Source organism: Shouchella oshimensis (genome assembly GCF_002019765.1).
Taxonomy (GTDB): domain Bacteria; phylum Bacillota; class Bacilli; order Bacillales; family Bacillaceae_D; genus Shouchella; species Shouchella oshimensis.
This window is the reverse complement of record NZ_KV917380.1, coordinates 231,577-251,890: the sequence shown is the minus strand read 5'-3', so window position 1 is coordinate 251,890 and position 20,314 is coordinate 231,577. Positions and strand designations below refer to the sequence as shown.

Genomic DNA, 20,314 nt, shown 5'->3' with positions numbered 1-20,314 from the left:
TGGCTACATTTAGGTTTTCTCTTTTAAGAACTCCATTGTTTTTTCGCTTTTATTTTCTTAAGCAAAGGTGCGCCTAACGAAAACAGAATCATTGTTAGTACAAGTACAATCGGGACAACCTGTATCATCAGCAACCTAAAGCTTGTTCGCTCTGTTTCAACAAACCATGTGGCGTGATGCCCATTTTCAATAAACCTAAGCAACGGATACTCGTTTAAATAGTTCGTGAACAATTCGTATTCAAATTCGTTAATGGATAAGTCAGTCGGGATTAAATAGACTGGCATGAACAATTGCTCGTCTACCTTTGTTTCACCAACATAAGATTGAGGCAGTATAAACGTTTCATAGGTAAAAAAATGCTCTTGTTCTACACTATAGGCACGAAATGTTAGCGTTTCGTCATCTGTTACAAACTCAAAGCTGCCATCATTTTTATAGTTTATTTGCTGGAGTGCTACTTCCATTCCTTCGAGATAAACGGGCTCCCGGTAACTAAAATCTGCTGACTCTTTCCATGGAAAATGAATAATGGGAGGTGCACCAGCTTGTTGTGAGGAGGCTAATTCCTCCATGCCTAATTGCTTTAAAAAGGTTAACCATTCATCGTCATCAACGGCTAAAACTTGCGATGCGAAAAACAGATCTTGTTCATCTTCTAGTCCATTTACAAACCAATCTTGAAGCCCCCTTAAATGAAGAGCGGAAACACCGTCACGATCCAATGCATTTGTTAAATCATCAAACTGATCGATGGCTCTTTTATCTAATAAATGAGCGCTTGTATACGGTTGTTTTTCTAAATAATAATCATAAATATCATCACCGACTTCATTCTCTCTGTGAAATTGGTTATAGTCCACTACAGATTGAATGAAAGGCATCGTTAAAGCTAAACAAATAAGCCCAACTAAACTTGAAACAATGAGGGTTGTTGTTCTATTCATTTGTTTACTTGCAAAGAAAACAAGAATGAACCATATTTTAAGAAGGATACTGGCAATGATCATATAGGTGTAATCAATAGGTATATGCATTTGATTATTTACATGGTCTTGACGATAGAAGATTGAAACACCTATTACGTGGCTCCATCTCTCGCCAACATACTGGAAGGCGATATAAGCTATAAAATAACTGATGCTGACTAAAAGCATGGCAACGATACTAAACAATACGATACAAGCAAATGTTGTTTTCTTCGGCGACAAGCCATAGTACGTGGCCGTTGACAATCCAGCACGAAAATCAAACAATGACAGAAGTTGCACGGCTAGCCATGCTAGGATGATCATATTCAATAAGAGGAGTAGACTATAAAACACGATGATGGTACTACCCTCCGAAAGCTTCTCAACAGGTGGATTTTGATAAACCGGTTGGCGTTGTATGGTGATGTCAAAAGTCTCCTTCAAATCAGAAGAAACAGTTGAAACCGAATCCATTTCTACTAATCCAGCAATATAGCCTTCCTCTACCTCTCCAACGGTTAGCGCTGAATAAGATGCTTGATAAGCTTGCAGCTCTTCATATACACCTGTAATCGTAATATCCTTTCGATCGCCTGTGCTAGACTCAAATGTAAGTTGGTCACCAAGTGAAAAATCGTCATCGATCGCATAAAATTGATAGCTATTAATAACCCATTCATGTTCATTCTGTGGCCACTCTCCAATCAGAAGAGTCGTCCCATTTTCATGAAAATAAGGTTCACTATTCCTTTGGACGATTACCGTTGCTCCCTCATATGTATACGCTTCTGGCTTACTTTTCACATATGGTTGGTAAACGGAATCTAAATCCATGAATCGGTCAATTTCTGACTTACTTAAATCGACTTTAGACTGAATTGAATAAAGGCCTAAGTTCCCTCCATCACTTGATAGCTGGTTAACCTTATTTGCATGAATGGCAACTTGCAAACTAAAAAACAACGACGTAAGTAACGCTATAAGCAATAGTATGTAAACTAAAAACAACCGAAATCCTTTCTTTGTCTGAAAAGCTGTGCGATTGCCCATTAAAAAATAAATCATCTTCATTCCTACTCTTGCACCCTTCCTCGTTCTAGGCGCGAATGATCCTCTAATACTCCGCCCTTTATAGACAACATGCCGTGAGCCAGCTCTGCTTTTTTTAGTTGAGAAGTTGTAAATAGAAATGTAATTTGCATTGACCACGTATACTGAATAAGTTTTTTTAGCGTACGAGCATCTTCTGGCTCTTCCATTAGGATTAGATAAGGGCTCATCCAAAGAGCACGAATAAGTCGTACAAGTTCCTTTTCACGAGAGTCAAGGTCTTTCACGTATTTATGACAAAGAGATTCAGCCTCAAAGTAGATAAGTAATTGTCTTAAATGCGCTTTATTTGCATAAGCCTTTTTATTTAGCCACTTATTCACCTGTAAATTCGCTTCAACCGTTGCTTCTGTCATTAATAGTGTTCGACTTGATACAAAGGCAACTTCCTCTCTGCGTATACGAGCTGCTTCTTCTTCATTTACATTTGTGATCGTATGCTGACCGATTATAACTTCACCACGATTAGGTTTTTTCATTCCTAATAAAAGATCCATCAGCCATTCTCTTTCTTGCCGATTTTCTACAAAGAGTCCAATCGCCTCACCATGGCGAATGGAAAAGCTAATGTTATCTAAAATCCGTCTCTTTCTATAAATAATCCGTTCATTTACTGATAACTGTTTAACCTGGACATACTGCAAACACATGCTCCTCTCTTACATGATCCTTCATTAGTTCTTATGCTATACTAAATCTAGCTACTGTACAGAAAAGAGGATTAATCATGAATAATGAAAAAATTTTGTACTTTACTCATGCGAAAAAACCTCTCGGTTCGACCCATCGAGACCAAATTCACCAGAACGGGTTATGGCACGAAACATTCCATCTGTGGATGATAAATGACAAAATACAAGAACCACTTATTTACTTGCAGCTTAGAAGCCCGACCAAAAAAGATTTTCCGAATTTGTTCGATATAACAGCTGCTGGTCACTTAATATCTACCGAAACCACACTAGACGGTTTACGAGAAGTCGAGGAGGAACTCGGTGTAACACTATCATCAGAAGACATCTACTTTATCGGTCAATTTCTCGATAAAATTCATACAGAATCATTTCTCGATAACGAAATCGCTTCTTCTTACGTTCATTTCACATCCAAATTGATAGAGTCGTTTACACTACAAAAAGAAGAAGTAGCTGGAATGGTAGCTGTCCCTTTTTATCAATTCAAAAAGGTATGCTTTGGCTTGTCCAACTCAATGGTTGCCTCAGGCTATAAAGAAGAGGGGAATCAGCGCATCGCTCTAGAGTTAGAAATCACACTAAATGATCTTGTCCCCCATTCCCTCTCTTACTTAAAGCAAACAGTTATTGCATTAGAAGACGCGCTACAGCGTCATGCCTAAAAAGGAGTCGAGAGCCTTATCGCTCTCGATCCTCTCGCAAACAACCCATAATAAGCTGATCATAATAAACGCCTTTCACACACTCCGCTCTTCTTAATCTTCCTTCTATTTTAAAACCACACTTTTGGTACGTCCGTATCGCTGCATCATTTCCACTCCATGTATCTAGCTGAACACGCTGCAAATTTAAATCTTCAAACAAAAATTGGACGAGCGCTTGCAACGCCTCCGTTCCATAACCTTTGCCACGCTCACCCTCAACACCTATTGAAATACCTACCTCAGCACTTCTTGCAATAGGATTAACATCTCGATAATCACAGTTTCCAATATGCGTATTGGTTTCAGCTATATAAATAGCAAAAATATTTTCCGTTTTCCTTTCTTTTACGACTCGTTTATCATAGAGCGCCTCTACTTCTTCCATTGTCACATGACCGTAGAGGGCAGCATACGACCCCGCAGCTAAACGAGCAGTGTTTTCATCATTTCTCCACTCAACTTGCCTTATGAAGTCTTTCTTCGATGCAGGTCTTAATTCGATTCTGTTTCCTTTGATCAATCACAAAACTCCTTTTACTATAATAGTGTCTTTTTTCTGTTATATACAAATACGTTACATACGTTTTCATAAACATCACCCTTCCGTCTCAGTTATAACGTAAGTATACCAATGTTTTATCCGCCTGCATAGAAACCGAACATCGCTTTCTCGTAATCATGTAGCAGTTGTTTTTGATTAATCGTCCACGCGATTTTTTGTTGTCCAATGGGACTATCCGGTCTTAAATCAATAACTGTCATACCAGTTGCTTCTCCCGTAGTAATCACTTCAATATTACGAGATACATAAGTAGCTAGAGAGGGATTTACCATAATGAGTAGAGGAACAATGTCGTGAATAGGGGGTCCAGAGAGTTGAGGGTGTTTTTCTTGATAGTACTTTATGTATACAGAAAGAATGGCTTGAATGGTGCTCCCAAAAGTAGGGTGACTGGTTAAGCGTTGAATGAGAGGAGGAGTGATTATCGCTTGTGATGTAACATTTAACGGTGCAATAGTCGTTTGCAGAAATCGAAATATAAACCGAGCACTGACAGAATCACCGTACACATTTGCTTCAGCTACAGGTGTGCGATTACCAGGAATGAAGAAAGCCCCACCCATAATAAAGACATTTTTCACCTGAGAAAACTCGTTTTCATATAAATTAAAAGCACTTGCCAATGCCGTCATTCTTCCTAACTCGATTATTGTTAGCTGTCGATTATAAGTCGTTAGAATAGAGCGAATGGTATCGAAACCTAAGCGATTTCCTGGGAAATGATGTTCAGGCACGATCGATCCGAGTCCTGCTACCCCATGGATTTCAGGGTAAGACACTTCTTCAAACGCTGAAAAAGAACGAAAAGCAGCAGGGATCACTGGTATATGAGACATCCCTGCTACTTTTAAAATGTATTCTGCATTTATGGTTGACTGTTTTTTTGTAACATTTCCATAGCTAGTGACAATACCAACTAATTCAATCTGTGGGTGCATGATGGCTAACATAATAGCCATTGCATCATCTATTCCTGGATCACAGAATAACAACACATAGTGCTTCATGTACCTGCCCCTCTCTCAATGTCCTACACCATTTTATGAGAAGCAGTACCAAAACATACTTGTTCCTTATCCCTTAACAGTCAAAATAGAGATGATTATGCCATACACAATTCGGGTTAAAAGCCACCTCACAATGCGGACATTGTGAGGCTTTCAAGTATTGATGGATCGTTAACAGCTGCTTACAAACCCCACACAGAATGACGGGTTTATCAAATGCTGCTTTTGGCCACTGGGTTCGTTCATGATCGACCGCTTCATCATGGCATTTGTAGCATGGATAAAAATTACGGCAACATTCGAACTGAATGGCTACGACATCAACCGCCTTCGAATAGTGGACACAGCGCGTCTCTGTATCAACCATTCTTCCCTTTACGATCGTCAAGCTTTAGGCTCGCTTCCTTTAAATACTGGGCTTAAGAGAAGACCAATAACAAAGCCAATGAATGCAGGCAATGCCCATGCAAAACCAATATCATTAAAAGGTAGAGGAACTGCGCTTAAGAAGTTCCATGATTCATTTGCAGCTGTTACGCCTTCGTTAATAGAGACAATAGCCGTAAATAAAATGGTCATCTGGTACACAATGCGTCTTCTTTTAAACAACGGCTCAAGGAATGCTAATAGAATAAGTACAATAGCAATTGGATAAATAAACACGAGTACAGGAATGGAGAAAGATATAATTGTACTCAAGCCAAAGTTTGATATACCTAAGCTAAAGAGTGTAAAAATAATAACAAACGCTTTGTATGAAAAGCGAGGAAAGAGCTTGTTAAAATAGATAGAGCAAGATGATATTAAGCCCGTTGCAGTCGGAATACACGCTGCTAAAATAATTAGCCCTAATAAAATATTGCCGCCTAAGCCGAAGTATTCAAATGAAACACTTGCAAGGATTCCTGCTCCTGAATCAGCTGAAATAGCCGAAGCACTAACGGCACCTAGATAACCCAAACCGGCATAAACAGTACCTAAACAGATAGCAGCAATCAATCCCGCTTTCCATGCTGTTCGCTTAACAATTCGCTGATCCGTCACGCCAAAATCTTTTATTGCTTTTACGACAATAATTCCGAACACGACTGCCGCAATGGTATCCATTGTTAGATAACCTTCCGTAATTCCACGGAAAAATGGATAATCACTGAAAGATGAGTCAACAGGCTCAAGATACGTTCCTAAAGGATTAAATAATACCGTCACAAGTAAAATAGCTATAACGAGTAATAAAAACGGCGTAATAATTTTACCGATTCGATCTACAAATTTCCTTGGATTTAGTGATAAATAAAATACAACTGCAAAGTACGCAAGTGAGAAAAGAAACAACCATAATGGGCTCGATGCATTAAGGCTCTCACTTCTTTCAATAAATGGAAGGATACCAATTTCATAAGACACCGTTCCTGTACGAGGTACAGCAAAGAATGGACCAATTGTTAGAAAAGTTAAAGCTGTAAATCCTATCGCAAAATAGGGATGAACTCTACGCCCTAGTCCTTCAGCGTCATCACTTCCTACGTACGTAATTGCCATAACACCGAGTATAGGTAAACCTACACCTGATATTAAGAAACCAATAATCGCTGGCCATGCATTTGATCCAGCACTCTGACCAAGCTCTGGTGGGAAGATAAGATTACCTGCACCAAAGAAAAGTGAAAAGAGCATCAACCCAATATAAAGTGTTTGTTTGTTTGATATACCACTTAATTGGTTCATCATGTCACCTCTCTGTTTAAATTATCTGACTAATTATGTCATTTGAGAATTGTATCACATATTGTCAAATTATGTCCATATAATTTTCATGTAAAATCTTCCTTCAAAACAAATGGTTAGTATGTGACTAAAACAGGTATAAAGAAAGACATACTTTTTTAGGAGGAATGACTTTGGGTCAGTTAATAAAAGAAGCCGAGAAATTAGAACACTGGACGGTTGAAGGAGAAACGTTAATCAGACATTTTACTTTTGATGACTTCTTAGCCGGAATTGATTTCGTCCAAAATGTTTCTGCTTATTCTGAAGGAGCTCAACACCACCCCTATATCATTATTGACCATACGACGATTACCATTAAATGGACAACGGTCGATAAAGGCAAGCTTACACAAAAAGATCTTGATGCGGCAAAGGCCTGCGATCAATTCTACTCCCATTAGTAGCAATGGTTTTGGCACACACAATCTAGCTATCAACAAAGAACTGTCCTCATCCTATAAATAGGAGAGGACAGCTTTTTTTATTACCCTATTCTTCTTTTGAACTTGATAAAAACGCTAGTACGGCGAAAAGTATGAAGCTAACAACCACGGTCATACCTCCACCAATATAAAGCCCAAGCTGAAGCGCAGGGGGGAGAGCAAACGGTTCATTCGTATACAGCCACATACCGACTGTAAGAAGAATAGCACCAATTATGCCTGTCCACGTTTGCAAACTAGCTAGCAGCCTTTGCTTCGGCTTATAGAGCTTATGAAAGACACTCCAAGCAAAAAGGGTTAACCAGCCTAAAACAAGAACATGGGCGTGAATAGCAGATAACGCATAAGACCCGCCTCCTGCCATATGTGCCCCCATCATTACACCCCATAGACCAAATAAAGACGACACAATTAACAATAGCTTTGAATGGTTCATTACGTAGCCTCCTTCCCTATTTGCCATAGGGCTACTCGGACAATTTTGTGAACATCACAAATGGAATAAAGCCTAGCTCATTATTCGTCATACTCTGCTAAAGTAAGGACGATTGTTGTTCCTTCGTTTTCGATTGAATCTAGTTGAAATGTACCGTTGTGTTTGGCAATAATTTCTTGAACAATGGATAGCCCTAATCCAGTGCCCCCATCTGTACGGCTTCTTCCTCTCTTTACCCTGAAAAAACGTTCTGTTACTTTAGCGACATCTTTTTCTGGAATACCAAATCCCCTGTCTTTTACAACTACTTTTGCTCTTCCATCCTCTACGGTTAAGGTAATTGTAATAGCATGACCGCAATCACTATATGCGATTGCGTTTGTTAATACGTTTATAAATACTTGCTTCATTCGATCACGATCTGCTACCACAATACTTGCTTCATCTAAATCTAGTTGAATCGGTATACACTTCTCATCCGCCCGAATGAGAACGGTGTCAACGGCTTCTCGAATTAACTCAGCAAACACAAGCGGATGCCTATCCAGTGTATCGCCATCTCCCTCCAGTTGGGCAAGATCAAGTAAGTCCGTGACTAATCGATTCAGTCGATTGGCTTCTTGAGTGAGCACCGTTAGTCCCTTTTTCTTATCAATGACCCCTTCTTCCATCCCCTCCATATAGCCAATCATATAGCTAAGGGGTGTGCGAAGCTCATGGGCAACATTTGCTAAAAACACTCGACGATTTGATTCCACCTGATCCAAAGAGTAAGCTAATTGGTTAATCGAATTTGCTAACAGCACAAACTCATCTTCAGACCGAACGAGCTGAATACGTGCAGAAAAATCACCTGACTCCATCTTTTCCGCAACTTGTTTCATTTTTAACAGTGGGCCAACAAGCTGTTTTGTAAGGCGACTACCCATAAATAAAATAAAGCCACCTGCTAATGTGACAATGAGAATAAGCCACCATGCCACGTTTGAAAATAACTCATATAAGTCGGTGAGTGGTTGAGAAATGAACACAGCTCCCTCTAGGCGGCCTTCTTCCCCTATAAATGGAATGGCTACACCAATTAACTCTTGTTGGAACCGAGGGTGCTCTCGCCTCACATAAACCGATTGCCCTTGCAATAACACTTGCCTCTCATCAAATGAAATCAGCTCTTCACCAAAACCATCTTCAAACGGTGCACCTCCTGCAAGCTCCATCGGATCTTCTGTTACAACATAACGAGCATCTGATGTTTCCTCTGACCAATGCAGAAACTCATAAAATCCTTCAGTCAATCCTTCATCCTTATAGAGAGCCGCTAGCGCTTGTCCCTCACGTTCGAATTGGTTTATTTGCTGATCCACATATAGCCGTTCATATAGAAAAAAGATCAACAGACTTGATAGAACCATAACCGCAAGAACTGTTAACCCTATACCCGTCCAGACCTTCTTCTTGATCGAAATGGACTTCATTCAACCTCTCCAAACTTATAGCCTATTCCCCAAACGGTTTGAACTTTTTTTCCGTTCTCTCCTAACTTAAGGCGTAACGTCTTAATATGGGTATCGACGGTTCGCAAAGAGCTTGTACTAAGATCACTCCAAATTTGTGTAAACAGTTGTTCTCGCGTGAACGAGCGATTTTTATGTTCAGCCAAATACACGAGTAGATCAAACTCTCTTCTTGTTAACGGTACTTCATGGGTGCCTACAAATACCATTCTTGCACCACGATCAATCTGTAGATCATGAAAGACTAGACGATTTGGCTGATCATTCATTTGATTGGAGCGTCGCAGTGTTGCTTCTACTCTAGCCATTAGTTCCCTTGGACTGAAGGGCTTTTCCATATAATCATCTGCACCGAGCTTTAATGCTCGCACCTTGTCTTCTTCGTGACTTCGAGCCGTGAGCATGATAACAGGTACTGCATATTGTTGTCGTATAGCCTTGCAGACTTCAAAACCGTCTATTCCTTCCATCATAATATCAAGGATAACGAGTTCAACGTGATGTTGTTTAAGGAGGCGTAGAGCTTCTGTTCCGTTCCCTGCTTCTAACGATTGGTACCCTTCTTTTTTAACATACGTCGATACAAGCTTTACTAAGTCTGGCTCATCATCCACAATAAGGATGATTGGTTCTCTACTCATTTTATCTCCCCTGACACAATGACATATGGACCTGCACCGACTTTCACCTCTGATCGCTTTTCCAACGTCTCACTTGATAGAAAAGACAACGAATGACTATCAAAATTACTAACAATGATAACCTTATCATCTACATGAATATAACTAGGATTATGACCAACGTCTGAAGTGGCTACTACTTCATCCGACTCGGCATCAATCTTATAAAGGTGATCATTGCCGTGCGCTATGGCATAAATCGTTCCATTACGACCATCTCCATCAATGGCGATAGGCATTAAACCAATATCAATCGTACCTATCTTTTCACCTGTTTGAACATGGTAACGGTCAATTTGATGATTTAATTTACCTGTTGGTCCATGACCGCCAATCCATAAATTCTTGTCTTCTACATACATACCTGACGCACGATCCAATACAGAAAATGTCTCTCTCATATCTAATGATTCCCTATCGACCGTAACGATTAAGTTATCATCTGTACATAGAGCAAACAATGTGTTTCCTTCAATCATTAATTCTGTAGCTGAGCATGCTAGATCCCTATGCTCTATTGCTTCACCTTCCAACGTCCGCCATTCTACTTTGTTTATTGTGGCGTAAGCTATGACTAAAGAGTTCGTCTCAGCATCATACAACACATCACTGACTGCCTCATCGAACTCTACTATAGGTGAAACCTTTCCAGTTTCTAATGAAAAATGTGAAAGCAGGCGAGACTCGTTTGACAAAAAGACAAATTCTGTATCATTGATTGCGATCAACTGCTCCCAAACGGATGGTAGTGCTGCCATTTTTTCTACTTCTAAATCCTCCTTGTTAACAAAAGCAAGCGTAGGTTCTTTAACATGTGAAACGATGTAATAGGAACCGCTTTTTTGAGGAATATCTACTTGTTCACTCTGGCAAGCAGAAAGAAAAGTCATCATGATGGCAGCAATTGTCATGAAACGTAGCAACCCTTTTCTCCCTCCTTTTTTCCGCATCAGTATAGCATATAAATGTGAAATCTATACGAACTATAGAGAAACCTCTACCCGAGCTTGTTCTTCACTTCCTCTACTTTCGCCGGCCTACCGAGAAGATACTGAACGACTCCCATGCTCATAATAACGACGAGTAATACATATAAAGCCGGTTTAAACGTTCCAAATACGTCAAAGAGGGTTCCAACCGCCAACGGTCCTAAGGCAGCAAAAATATAACCTCCACCTTGATTTAGCGCCGATAATGCACTTGCTTTATCAGCTGTGTCCGTTTCAATAATGGGAATCATCAGAGCTAGCGGAAACAGCCCCCCTGCACCAAATCCGATAAGACCTAACGCAAGTAAAGGGTGAACACCAACAAGCAAACAGATGACACCGACTAATTCAATCGCACTACACCCGATAAGAGCTGGGGTAATATACCCATACTTTGAAACAATGCTCGGTAGCACCAGAGAAACAGGAATTTGAATAAATTGAAAAACCGTCACCCCTGCTGCCGCCATTGCCGTAGAATAGCCAAAACTGATGACAATCGGTGCCGCCCACGCTGTTACAGTATAGAAAACCGTTGCCATAAACCCAAAGAATAGCGTAATCAAGAGTGCGCGTTTATCTCTAAATGGTAATGCTGCGTTGGTTGTCTTCAGGGCAGTTGGTCGCTTTTGTATTAAGCCAATCCACGCTAGTAGTGCTATTACGCCTAAAGCACCCCAAACAGCTAGCGCCAGCTGCCAGTTCCCTGAAAAGCCATCGTACACTGGAACAGCAAAGCCAGTGGCAATTCCTGCACCGATAACAAGGGATACAGAATAGACGCTTACAAATCCCGGTTTTGTAGGAAAGTGTTGCTTTATAAATCCTGAAAGAAGTGGGCCAGCTAAACCAATACCGATCCCAGCTAAGAAAGCTGTTACGACAAGCAGCACGACAGAGCCAACAACACCACGCATTAAGGTTGCCACCGTAATAAAAATTAAGGAAACAAAAATAGCTCTTTCTAACCCAATTTTCTTACTAATAACAGCTGCAAAAGGCGAAAAAATCCCCATACATAAAACAGGCAATGTTGTTAATAAGCTTGCTGTTGCTCCGCTCATTCCGAGTGAATCTTGAATGGATTCTAATAAAGGTGAAATCGATGTAATGGCTGGTCGCAAATTTAATGCAGCCAAAGTTAAAGCGAGCAAATAATAAAACGTACGCATAGTCTCTCCTGCCTCATTTTCTTTTTCTCTCTTTGCAAAGAATACGTAAAAATCTTTTGACTCGTCAAGTTTATAGCGCTTTTTTCTATCGGTTCAGGAACTTTTTTGCTTCTACCATTTTACAGAAAAAATGCTTATACAAATACAATAAAAGTTTTCCTTCTTAAAATATGGTCGGTTACGATCATGTTTTATTGTTTCTTAAGAGGGTACAAAACTGTAGGGTCTTTTTCCAAAAACTGACTAGCTTAATGTGAAGGAGCGATTCTCATGCGTAACCAAACTCAACATTTCATTAACGGTGAATGGATTGATTCAACTGATTCTAACACCATTGACGTTATCAACCCTGCAACAGAAGAAGTAATCGGTCACGTTTCTGCAGGTACTAAAGAAGATGTCGATAAAGCCGTTTCTGCGGCAAAACAAGCATTTCCATCGTTTTCAACCTCTACAAAAGACGAACGAATTCAATGGCTAAAAGCAATTGCTGAAGGTTACAAAAAGCGAAGCAAAGAGCTTATTCATGTTATGACTGAAGAACTCGGTGCACCACTTTCGGTTTCTGAAGACGTTCATTTTAAAATGGGCCTAGCTCATTTTAACCAAGCGGCAGAAGCGTTAGAAACCTTTTCGTTTTCAGAAGAAAAGGACGGTCATACACTTGTAAAAGAAAGCATTGGTATAAGCGGGTTAATCACACCGTGGAACTTCCCAACAAATCAAACAGCTACAAAAATTGCAGGTGCCATTGCAGCAGGTAGTCCTGTCGTATTGAAACCAGCTGAGAAAACACCCTATGCCGCAATGATGCTTGCTGATATTATTCATGAAGCAGGTGTTCCAAAAGGCGCCTTTAACCTCGTTAACGGCACTGGTGATGTAGTAGGAGATGCGATTAGCTCGCACCCGGATATAGATTTTGTATCTTTCACTGGCTCTGGGGCTGTAGGTGAGAAGATCATGCAAAACGCCTCTAAAACCATTAAGAAGGTTGCCCTTGAATTAGGTGGCAAGTCGCCACTTGTTATTTTAGAAGATGCAGATATGATTGATGCTGCTAAGACAGCCGCTTCACATATGTTCTTTAATACTGGGCAAGTGTGTACGGCTGCCACACGTATTCTCGTTCCCAAAGCAAAACAAGACGCATTTGAAAAAGCGATGAAAGATACAGTTGCTTCCTTCTCAATGGGGAACCCAAAAGAAGAAGGTCATACAGCTGGACCACTTGTTTCAAAAGGTCAGTGGGATACGGTTCAATCTTACATTCAAAAAGGAATCGACGAAGGTGCAACCGTATTAGTAGGAGGTACTGGAAAGCCTGATGGATTAGATACCGGTTATTTTGCAAAGCCCACTGTCTTCTCAGACGTTTCAAATAACATGGTTATTGCACAAGAAGAAATCTTCGGGCCAGTCTTATCCATTATTTATTACAACGATGTTGACCACGCCATTGATATTGCCAATGATACTGTCTACGGCTTAGCAGGCTATGTCTTTGGACAAGATCCAGATAAGTTACGCTATGTGGCCTCTCGGATCCGTGCAGGTCAAATTACGATAAACAATGCACAGACAGACTTTAACGCTCCATTTGGCGGTTACAAACAATCCGGTATTGGACGTGAGTGGGGCGAATTTGGTATTGAAGAGTATCTTGAAGTGAAAGCTGTACTCGGTATGCCGTCCTAAACAAAAAAAAGCAGGCGCACTTCTATGCGCCTGCTTTTCATTAAATCCATAATTCTTTTCTTGATGTTGTAACAGCTCTTGCCCCAGCTTGAAGCGCGGTTTCGATGTCGTCTGCAGTTGTAATTAACCCTCCTGCAATAACGTCTATCCCCGTTTCTTGTCGAACTTTTTTGATATAGTCTGGCAAGACACCAGGTAACACCTCAAGAACGTCAGGCTTTACTTCTTCCACTTGCTGATAACTTGTTTTCAACGCCATCGTATCAAGTAAAAAAATACGTTGGATCGCCAAAATGTTATTTTTTTTTGCGGTCTTTAGCATATTTGCTCTAGTTGAAATGACACCTGTAGGACGAATGGTCTGACAAATAAACTCTGCAGCATACCGATCACTCTTTAAACCTTGCACGAGGTCAGCATGTAGAAGCATCTTTTTCCCTGCTTCTTTCGAAAGCTTTTTCATTTTTGCCAACAGCGACAGATGTACATCAAGGACAACAAAGTAAGTCCTTTCTTCTTTCATCACGCGCTCAAAATCTTTCATATTGTTTACTGCAGGTAATAATTGTTGACCATCAAACATTACTGTAAGCCCCTCAATGTAACTAGATTTACTTGTTCATTTAGTTCTTTACTATAGCGAAGTTTCTCTTCTTCTGACCATTGTAGCAAATCGCTCATCGCATTTAAAATACGATCTTTATACGCATCTACTTGATCGATGTCAAATAGCAGATACGAAACCCGTCTCATCAAGAAATCAACGGCTGTTACGGTCATTTCTTGCTCTATTCCATAACGAAGCATCGCATAAAGAGCCTTAGGCAAGTCGTAGTGATTGTCCTCTTGTAGATAGGAAAACACTGCTGGTGCATTAGAACCGTAGCGTTCTGCAATTTCTTGGGCTTCGTCTTGGGTTAAGCCTTTTTCTACTCCGTCTCGAATCGTCTTTTGTTTGAAGGCTTCATATTTCGCTGAACCACCAACATGCCCGCCTGATAAAGCCATTTCCTTAGTCTGACAGCTTGGATAGCTCTTTCCAGTTTCTTTAGAAAGTTCTTCAGCAGCGATAGAGACAATCGTATCAGCCATTTTTCGATAGCCTGTAAGCTTCCCTCCTGCAATGGTCATCAGACCGCTTTTCGAATGGAAAATCTCATCTTTTCTCGAAATCTCGGATGGATCTTTACCATCTTCATGGATAAGCGGGCGAATTCCAGACCAGCTTGATTCAACGTCTGTCTTCGTTAAATGATAGCCTGGGAACAATTGGTTCGTAGCATCAAGAATATAATTAACGTCATCAATTGTCACACCTGGCTCTGTTTGATCGCCTTTGAAGTTCGTATCTGTTGTTCCTACATACACTTTCTTCCCTCTAGGAATGGCGAACATCATTCTTCCATCACCAAAAGGTGTATCAAAATATACAGCACGATTTAAAGGCAAGCGCTCTTTTGAGAGAACTAAGTGAACACCTTTTGTATGATGAATGGATTTCCCTTCTCTCGAACGATCTTGTTCTCGTAAAGTATCTACCCAAGGTCCTGTTGCGTTAATAATTTTTCTTGCATATATTTTTACGCTTTCACCTGTCAAACGATCTGTGGCTTGAACACCAACTAGCTTTCCATTTTCGTAAAGAAACGAATCGGCTTTCACATAGTTAATGAGTTTTGCACCGCGCTCTGCAGCACTTTTGGCTACTTCCATTGTTAAACGAGCATCATCTGTACGGTATTCAACGTACATTCCAGCACCTTTGAGCCCTTCACTTGCTAAAATACTTTCTTTCTTTAATGCTTCTTTCGCGTTCATCATCGTCCGACGTTCGTCTTTCTTCACTCCGGCTAAGCGATCATATACAGATAATCCTAGCGACGTTGTAAAAGCGTTAAACGTTCCTCCCTTATAGAAAGGAAGCATCATTCGAACAGGCTCTGTTACATGGGGCGCATTTTCATAAACAATTGCCCGCTCTTTCCCAACTTCTGCAACTAGCTTAATTTCGAATTGTTTTAAATAGCGTAAGCCACCATGTATTAATTTCGTAGAGCGACTCGATGTTCCTGCAGCAAAATCCTGCATCTCGATTAATCCTGTACTTAACCCTCTTGTTTGTGCATCTAGTGCAATTCCTGTACCTGTAATTCCCCCACCGATGACCAGTAAATCTAGCTGTTGCCCTTGCATGCTTTGAAGTGTGTTTGTTCTAGTAACTGTTGAAAATGGCATGGTTTTCCCTCCTAAGAAAATAAAAAAGAGGGGACCACAACATTCTTAAGTAGGCAGTTCGCCTACTTAAGTGCTGTAATCCCCTCATCGTCTCAAAGATTTTATCATTAACTTGTTACTCTTAGTGTACGCCTTTTTTTTTCATTCGTAAAGGGTTACGGTTTGAATGTCATTGTTGCATCAACCGCTTTTTTCCAACCACTGTATAATGCATCTCGTTCTTTCTCTTTCATATCAGGGCTGAATGAACGATCCATCTTCCATTGTTTCGCGATATCTTCCTTACTTTCCCAAACGCCGACTGCTAGTCCTGCAAGGTATGCAGCTCCTAATGCCGTTGTTTCTGTAACAGAAGGGATTTCTACTGGTGCATCAAGTAAATCGCTTTGAAACTGCATAAGGAAGTTGTTCGCTACTGCACCACCATCTGCACGCAGTTTCTTCGATTCAATTCCAGCATCGCTTTCCATTGCTGTCATAACGTCTTTCGTTTGGTATGCAAGGGATTCAAGGGTAGCGCGAACAATATGTGACCGCTCGGTTCCACGAGTTAACCCAAACATCGCTCCTCTAGCTTCACTGTCCCAGTATGGTGTGCCTAAGCCAACAAATGCGGGAACTAAATACACACCGTCTGATGATGTAATGCGTGTAGCGAGCTCTTCACTTTGTGGTGAATGTTCGATAAGCTGAATACCATCACGAAGCCACTGAATGGCTGACCCTGCTACGAAGATACTTCCTTCAAGGGCATACTCCACTTTGCCATCGATTCCCCATGCAAGGGTCGTTAACAAACCATTCTTTGATTCCACTGCTTTTTCGCCTGTATTCATTAGAATAAAGCAACCCGTACCATACGTATTCTTAACCATGCCTTCTTCGAAACAAGCCTGTCCAAAGAGAGCTGCGTGCTGGTCTCCTGCTACTCCTGCAATCGGAATATTTTCACCGAAGAAATGATAATCTACCGTTTCAGCATATACTTCAGAAGAAGAGCGTACTTCTGGTAAAACACTTTTTGGTATGTCTAGAATCTCTAATAATTCATCATCCCATTTTAACTCATGTATATTGTACATAAGGGTCCGTGCGGCATTCGTATAGTCGGTAACGTGTGCCTTTCCTCCACTCAACTTCCAGATTAACCAAGAGTCAATTGTTCCGAAGAGAAGCTCTCCTTTTGCCGCTCTTTCCTTCACACCGTCCACATTGTCAAAAATCCATTTTACTTTTGTGCCTGAGAAATAAGGATCAATCAGGAGCCCTGTTTTCTTTCTAAACAGTTCATTATGTCCAGCATCTCGTAAATCTTTACAAATGCCTGCGGTTTGTCTTGACTGCCATACTAACGCATTGTATACAGGCTTCCCAGTGGCCTTATCCCATACAACCGTTGTTTCACGCTGATTTGTAATGCCGATACCTGAAATATCGCCAGGTTTTACATCCGATTCAGAGAAAATTTCAGCAATAACTGCTAAGACGGACGTCCAAATCTCATTAGCATTATGTTCTACCCAGCCTGGCTTAGGAAAATACTGCTTAAACTCCCGCTGAGCTGTTTGCAGCATCTCCCCCTTTTCATCAAATAAAATGGCCCTCGAACTTGTTGTACCTTGGTCAATTGCTAAAATGTATTGTTTCTTCATCTTCATTCCTCCTCATCTCTTTTTAAAATATCATTGTATAGGCGAATGCACCAATGACACCACCTGTAATTGGACCTAAAATAGGAACCCAAGCGTATGCCCAATCAGACGGTCCTTTTTTATGAATAGGTAACAAAGCGTGGGCAATCCTCGGTCCGAGATCACGGGCTGGATTAATCGCATACCCTGTAGGTCCCCCAAGAGAAAGCCCGATAGCAATAATTAGTACACCAACGACAAGAGGGTTTAAGCCCTCACTGAATGTATTTGCACCGATTGCCAGTAATCCAAATACTAATACAGCGGTTCCAATTAGTTCGGAGCCGAAATTCGATGGTGTATGCTTAATGGCAGGTGCTGTCGCGAATACACTAAATTTTGCACCCGGATCGTCTGTTTTTTTCCAATGCGGGTAGTAATGTAGAAAGATGACGACTGCCCCAGCAATAGCACCAAGTAATTGTCCAATAATATAGCCAGGAACCTGGCTCCACGGAAACTCTCCAATTGCCGCGAATCCAATGGTTACCGCAGGATTTAGGTGCGCTTCACTTATTGTTCCTGAAACGTATACGCCTAACGCTACTGCAAAGCCCCAGCCTATGGCAATCGTTAACCATCCGGCACCCTCAGCTTTTGATTCTTTTAAGTTAACTGCTGCAATAACACCTGCACCAAATATAATGAGTATCATTGTTCCTACAAATTCGGCAATGACTTCAGCCATTTTTTTGTTCCTCCTCTACTTCATCTGAGTGCGTATACACAAAAAAGAACAGCCTTTTTCACAGACCTGTTACGTTCCGCAAAAAAAGCTGTTCTCATACACTCATCAGCCACTTCTATTAACATGGTGCCATTATAGTATGAACAAGCTTATTTGTAAACGGATTCAATGGTTCTTTCCCTATTCTTTCTACATATAAACAATTTTTCCCTTTTTAATCAGCATCAAAAAAAGAGATGCAGCGATTAAAACTCTTCTGCATCTCCTATAAAAAGGTTAATTAAGAAATTCAGTTGGGAATGTTGACAAATCTACACCCATTACAAGTGGAACTAAGAGATATACCGCTAGGACAATAATGGCTGTAGCAAAAACGTTCAGCCAAAAGCCAGCTCGTACCATATCACTAATCTTTAGTTTCCCTGTCCCAAAAATAATGGCATTTGGCGGTGTTCCAACTGGTAACATAAACGCACAGTTTGCTGCCATTGCACATGGAATCATAAGCGCAAAAGGATGAATATCAAGAGCGACTGCAAGTGCCGCCACAACAGGTAGAATCATGGTTGCTGTTGCCGTATTTGATGTAATCTCTGTTAGCATCATGATTAATAGCGTCGCCCCACCAATAATAAGGAGCATATGAAGACCGTCTAAAATCGTTAATTGATCACCCAACCAACTAGAAAGGCCACTTGATTGGAACCCTGAAGCAATCGCTAGCCCTCCACCAAATAAAAGAAGCACGCCCCAAGGAATTTCTTTAGAATCACTCCAATCCAAGATACGAGAAGAAGCTTTTGCAGGGATTAAGAATAAAAGCATCGTTGCAATAATGGCAATCATCCCATCTGAAACTCCAGGAAGCTGAACAAGTAGCGCCTCATCGCCAGACCATAAAAATTCTCGAGAAATCCACATAAATGCGGCAAATAAGAAGACTCCACCAACAATTTTTTCTTCATAAGCAGTTTTGCCAAGCTTTTGTCTCTCTTGAGCAATAAGCGCTTTCCCACCTGGCAGTGTCTTAATACTCGTTTTAAAACTAACTGTCCCGAGATAAAACCATGTGAATAAAAGAAGTAAGATGACAACTGGTACGGCAAAGAGCATCCATGTGCCAAAACCAATCGACATTCCAAAAATAGTGTCGAGCTGCGCAGCAAGAATGATATTAGGCGGTGTCCCAATTAATGTACCAAGCCCACCAATTGTACCCGCATACCCTACACCAAATAATAGTGATTTTTCAAACTTAGGTAAGTCACGTTTATGTTGATCTTCTTTCAATGCCGCTGCTACTTGAGCAGTAATAGCGAGTGCCATTGGTATCATCATCATAACAGCAGCTGTGTTAGATACCCACATTGAGAGAAAACCTGTCGCAATCATGAAACCTAACAGAATTCGTTGAGTACTTGTCCCAATGACAGAAATAATAAACAATGCCACTCGTTTGTGTAAATCCCATTTTTCCATCGCCGTTGCGATAAAGAAACCACCTAAAAATAAGAAAATGATGTCATTACCATAAGAAGACGCGACATCAGAACCTTCCATTGCCCCAGTTATCGGTAGTAAGATAAGCGGCATTAACGAAGTAGCTGGGATTGGAATTGCTTCAGTCATCCACCATGTTGCAATCCAAAGGGTAACTGCTAACACTCTTTGCCCATCAGCAGATAATCCTGCTGGTTCAAAAAACAACATGGTTAAGGCAAACAGTAATGGTCCAAGCAATAGACCAATTAGTTGCGCCCTAGAATAAGGCTTCTTTTTATGATTATTTTCAGGAGTTGCGTTCTTGCGTTCTCTCATTTCTTTATGTTCAGCTGCTTCTTTTCGCAAAGCAGCAGAGCCTTTGTTTGCATAGGAGAAGATATTTAAAAGGTCTTTCGTTCGTTCAGACTGTTGCCATAATCGATCCCATACAAGTCTCATAGTCATTC

The 20,314-nt window shown here is 40.7% G+C and carries 19 protein-coding genes; 3 read left to right on the top strand and 16 right to left on the bottom strand.

The genetic code is table 11. The features are described from left to right. Positions 1–23: 23 nt before the first annotated feature. Positions 24–2,036 carry a hypothetical protein gene (locus tag BK583_RS01205; protein WP_139366144.1) on the bottom strand — a complete coding sequence of 671 codons (2,013 nt, stop codon included), beginning with the start codon at positions 2,034–2,036 and terminating at the stop codon, positions 24–26. Positions 2,037–2,044: 8 nt separating this feature from the next. Then, positions 2,045–2,725, bottom strand: a complete 681-nt coding sequence (locus BK583_RS01200; protein WP_055736160.1) for an ATP-binding cassette domain-containing protein — start codon at positions 2,723–2,725, stop codon at positions 2,045–2,047. A gap of 83 nt (positions 2,726–2,808) precedes the next feature. Here BK583_RS01200 and BK583_RS01195 point away from each other — a divergent pair, with 83 nt between their 5' ends. Continuing rightward, positions 2,809–3,438 (top strand): NUDIX hydrolase, encoded by a 630-nt coding sequence (locus tag BK583_RS01195; RefSeq protein ID WP_055736159.1) that lies wholly within the window; start codon positions 2,809–2,811, stop codon positions 3,436–3,438. A 16-nt stretch (positions 3,439–3,454) separates the two neighbouring features. Here the strand turns inward: BK583_RS01195 and BK583_RS01190 are convergent, their stop codons facing one another. The 4 genes from BK583_RS01190 to brnQ all read right to left on the bottom strand — a co-directional run bounded on the left by BK583_RS01190 (position 3,455) and on the right by brnQ (position 6,777). Beyond that, positions 3,455–4,000, bottom strand: a complete 546-nt coding sequence (locus BK583_RS01190; protein WP_055736158.1) for a GNAT family N-acetyltransferase — start codon at positions 3,998–4,000, stop codon at positions 3,455–3,457. Between the two features lie 116 nt (positions 4,001–4,116). After that, a complete protein-coding gene (locus BK583_RS01185; protein ID WP_055736157.1) occupies positions 4,117–5,049 on the bottom strand; it encodes a nucleoside hydrolase in 933 nt (310 codons plus the stop codon). Between the two features lie 73 nt (positions 5,050–5,122). Continuing rightward, a complete protein-coding gene (locus tag BK583_RS01180; protein ID WP_236702389.1) occupies positions 5,123–5,437 on the bottom strand; it encodes a CHY zinc finger protein in 315 nt (104 codons plus the stop codon). Beyond that, positions 5,434–6,777, bottom strand: a complete 1,344-nt coding sequence (brnQ, locus tag BK583_RS01175; protein WP_371836647.1) for a branched-chain amino acid transport system II carrier protein — start codon at positions 6,775–6,777, stop codon at positions 5,434–5,436. Before brnQ ends, BK583_RS01180 begins: the two co-directional genes overlap by 4 nt. Positions 6,778–6,950: 173 nt before the next feature. Between brnQ and BK583_RS01170 the strand changes: the two genes are divergently transcribed. After that, a complete protein-coding gene (locus tag BK583_RS01170; protein ID WP_236702388.1) occupies positions 6,951–7,220 on the top strand; it encodes a 4a-hydroxytetrahydrobiopterin dehydratase in 270 nt (89 codons plus the stop codon). An 88-nt stretch (positions 7,221–7,308) separates the two neighbouring features. On the opposite strand, the gene BK583_RS01165 is transcribed toward BK583_RS01170, so the two are convergent. The 5 genes from BK583_RS01165 to BK583_RS01145 all read right to left on the bottom strand — a co-directional run bounded on the left by BK583_RS01165 (position 7,309) and on the right by BK583_RS01145 (position 12,053). Beyond that, positions 7,309–7,698 carry a hypothetical protein gene (locus BK583_RS01165; RefSeq protein WP_055736154.1) on the bottom strand — a complete coding sequence of 130 codons (390 nt, stop codon included), beginning with the start codon at positions 7,696–7,698 and terminating at the stop codon, positions 7,309–7,311. A gap of 80 nt (positions 7,699–7,778) precedes the next feature. Then, a complete protein-coding gene (locus BK583_RS01160; RefSeq protein ID WP_055736153.1) occupies positions 7,779–9,173 on the bottom strand; it encodes a sensor histidine kinase in 1,395 nt (464 codons plus the stop codon). Next, a complete protein-coding gene (locus BK583_RS01155; RefSeq protein WP_055736152.1) occupies positions 9,170–9,853 on the bottom strand; it encodes a response regulator transcription factor in 684 nt (227 codons plus the stop codon). Before BK583_RS01155 ends, BK583_RS01160 begins: the two co-directional genes overlap by 4 nt. Next, positions 9,850–10,815 (bottom strand): YncE family protein, encoded by a 966-nt coding sequence (locus BK583_RS01150; protein ID WP_078439984.1) that lies wholly within the window; start codon positions 10,813–10,815, stop codon positions 9,850–9,852. The genes BK583_RS01155 and BK583_RS01150 overlap by 4 nt, the downstream gene beginning before the upstream one ends. A gap of 74 nt (positions 10,816–10,889) precedes the next feature. Then, positions 10,890–12,053, bottom strand: coding sequence for an MFS transporter (locus tag BK583_RS01145; protein WP_055736150.1), 1,164 nt, complete (start codon positions 12,051–12,053; stop codon positions 10,890–10,892). Positions 12,054–12,323: 270 nt separating this feature from the next. Between BK583_RS01145 and BK583_RS01140 the strand changes: the two genes are divergently transcribed. Then, on the top strand, positions 12,324–13,751 hold the full coding sequence (locus BK583_RS01140; protein WP_055736149.1) for an aldehyde dehydrogenase family protein: 1,428 nt from the start codon (positions 12,324–12,326) through the stop codon (positions 13,749–13,751). Between the two features lie 40 nt (positions 13,752–13,791). Here BK583_RS01140 and BK583_RS01135 read toward each other — a convergent pair whose 3' ends face one another. The 5 genes from BK583_RS01135 to BK583_RS01115 all read right to left on the bottom strand — a co-directional run bounded on the left by BK583_RS01135 (position 13,792) and on the right by BK583_RS01115 (position 20,306). Next, the gene (locus BK583_RS01135; protein ID WP_055736148.1) at positions 13,792–14,334 is read right to left on the bottom strand and encodes a glycerol-3-phosphate responsive antiterminator; all 543 of its coding nucleotides are present in this window, start codon (positions 14,332–14,334) and stop codon (positions 13,792–13,794) included. Continuing rightward, the gene (locus BK583_RS01130; RefSeq protein WP_055736147.1) at positions 14,334–15,986 is read right to left on the bottom strand and encodes a glycerol-3-phosphate dehydrogenase/oxidase; all 1,653 of its coding nucleotides are present in this window, start codon (positions 15,984–15,986) and stop codon (positions 14,334–14,336) included. The genes BK583_RS01135 and BK583_RS01130 overlap by 1 nt, the downstream gene beginning before the upstream one ends. A gap of 155 nt (positions 15,987–16,141) precedes the next feature. Then, positions 16,142–17,638 carry a glycerol kinase GlpK gene (gene glpK / locus BK583_RS01125; protein WP_055736146.1) on the bottom strand — a complete coding sequence of 499 codons (1,497 nt, stop codon included), beginning with the start codon at positions 17,636–17,638 and terminating at the stop codon, positions 16,142–16,144. A gap of 22 nt (positions 17,639–17,660) precedes the next feature. Next, positions 17,661–18,365, bottom strand: a complete 705-nt coding sequence (locus tag BK583_RS01120; protein ID WP_055736145.1) for an MIP/aquaporin family protein — start codon at positions 18,363–18,365, stop codon at positions 17,661–17,663. Between the two features lie 276 nt (positions 18,366–18,641). After that, entirely contained in the window at positions 18,642–20,306 is a 1,665-nt protein-coding gene (locus BK583_RS01115; protein WP_055736144.1) for an SLC13 family permease, read from the bottom strand. Positions 20,307–20,314: the final 8 nt, after the last annotated feature.

Excerpts from the sequence above, each read along its gene's own strand:
- BK583_RS01140 (WP_055736149.1), top strand. The coding sequence starts at position 12,324 with ATGCGTAACCAAACTCAACATTTCATTAACGGTGAATGGATTGATTCA.
- BK583_RS01160 (WP_055736153.1), bottom strand. The coding sequence starts at position 9,173 with ATGAAGTCCATTTCGATCAAGAAGAAGGTCTGGACGGGTATAGGGTTA.
- BK583_RS01205 (WP_139366144.1), bottom strand. The coding sequence starts at position 2,036 with ATGATTTATTTTTTAATGGGCAATCGCACAGCTTTTCAGACAAAGAAA.
- BK583_RS01115 (WP_055736144.1), bottom strand. The coding sequence starts at position 20,306 with ATGAGACTTGTATGGGATCGATTATGGCAACAGTCTGAACGAACGAAA.
- BK583_RS01130 (WP_055736147.1), bottom strand. The coding sequence starts at position 15,986 with ATGCCATTTTCAACAGTTACTAGAACAAACACACTTCAAAGCATGCAA.
- BK583_RS01135 (WP_055736148.1), bottom strand. The coding sequence starts at position 14,334 with ATGTTTGATGGTCAACAATTATTACCTGCAGTAAACAATATGAAAGAT.
- glpK (WP_055736146.1), bottom strand. The coding sequence starts at position 17,638 with ATGAAGAAACAATACATTTTAGCAATTGACCAAGGTACAACAAGTTCG.
- brnQ (WP_371836647.1), bottom strand. The coding sequence starts at position 6,777 with ATGAACCAATTAAGTGGTATATCAAACAAACAAACACTTTATATTGGG.
- BK583_RS01145 (WP_055736150.1), bottom strand. The coding sequence starts at position 12,053 with ATGCGTACGTTTTATTATTTGCTCGCTTTAACTTTGGCTGCATTAAAT.
- BK583_RS01120 (WP_055736145.1), bottom strand. The coding sequence starts at position 18,365 with ATGGCTGAAGTCATTGCCGAATTTGTAGGAACAATGATACTCATTATA.
- BK583_RS01165 (WP_055736154.1), bottom strand. The coding sequence starts at position 7,698 with ATGAACCATTCAAAGCTATTGTTAATTGTGTCGTCTTTATTTGGTCTA.
- BK583_RS01195 (WP_055736159.1), top strand. The coding sequence starts at position 2,809 with ATGAATAATGAAAAAATTTTGTACTTTACTCATGCGAAAAAACCTCTC.
- BK583_RS01155 (WP_055736152.1), bottom strand. The coding sequence starts at position 9,853 with ATGAGTAGAGAACCAATCATCCTTATTGTGGATGATGAGCCAGACTTA.
- BK583_RS01185 (WP_055736157.1), bottom strand. The coding sequence starts at position 5,049 with ATGAAGCACTATGTGTTGTTATTCTGTGATCCAGGAATAGATGATGCA.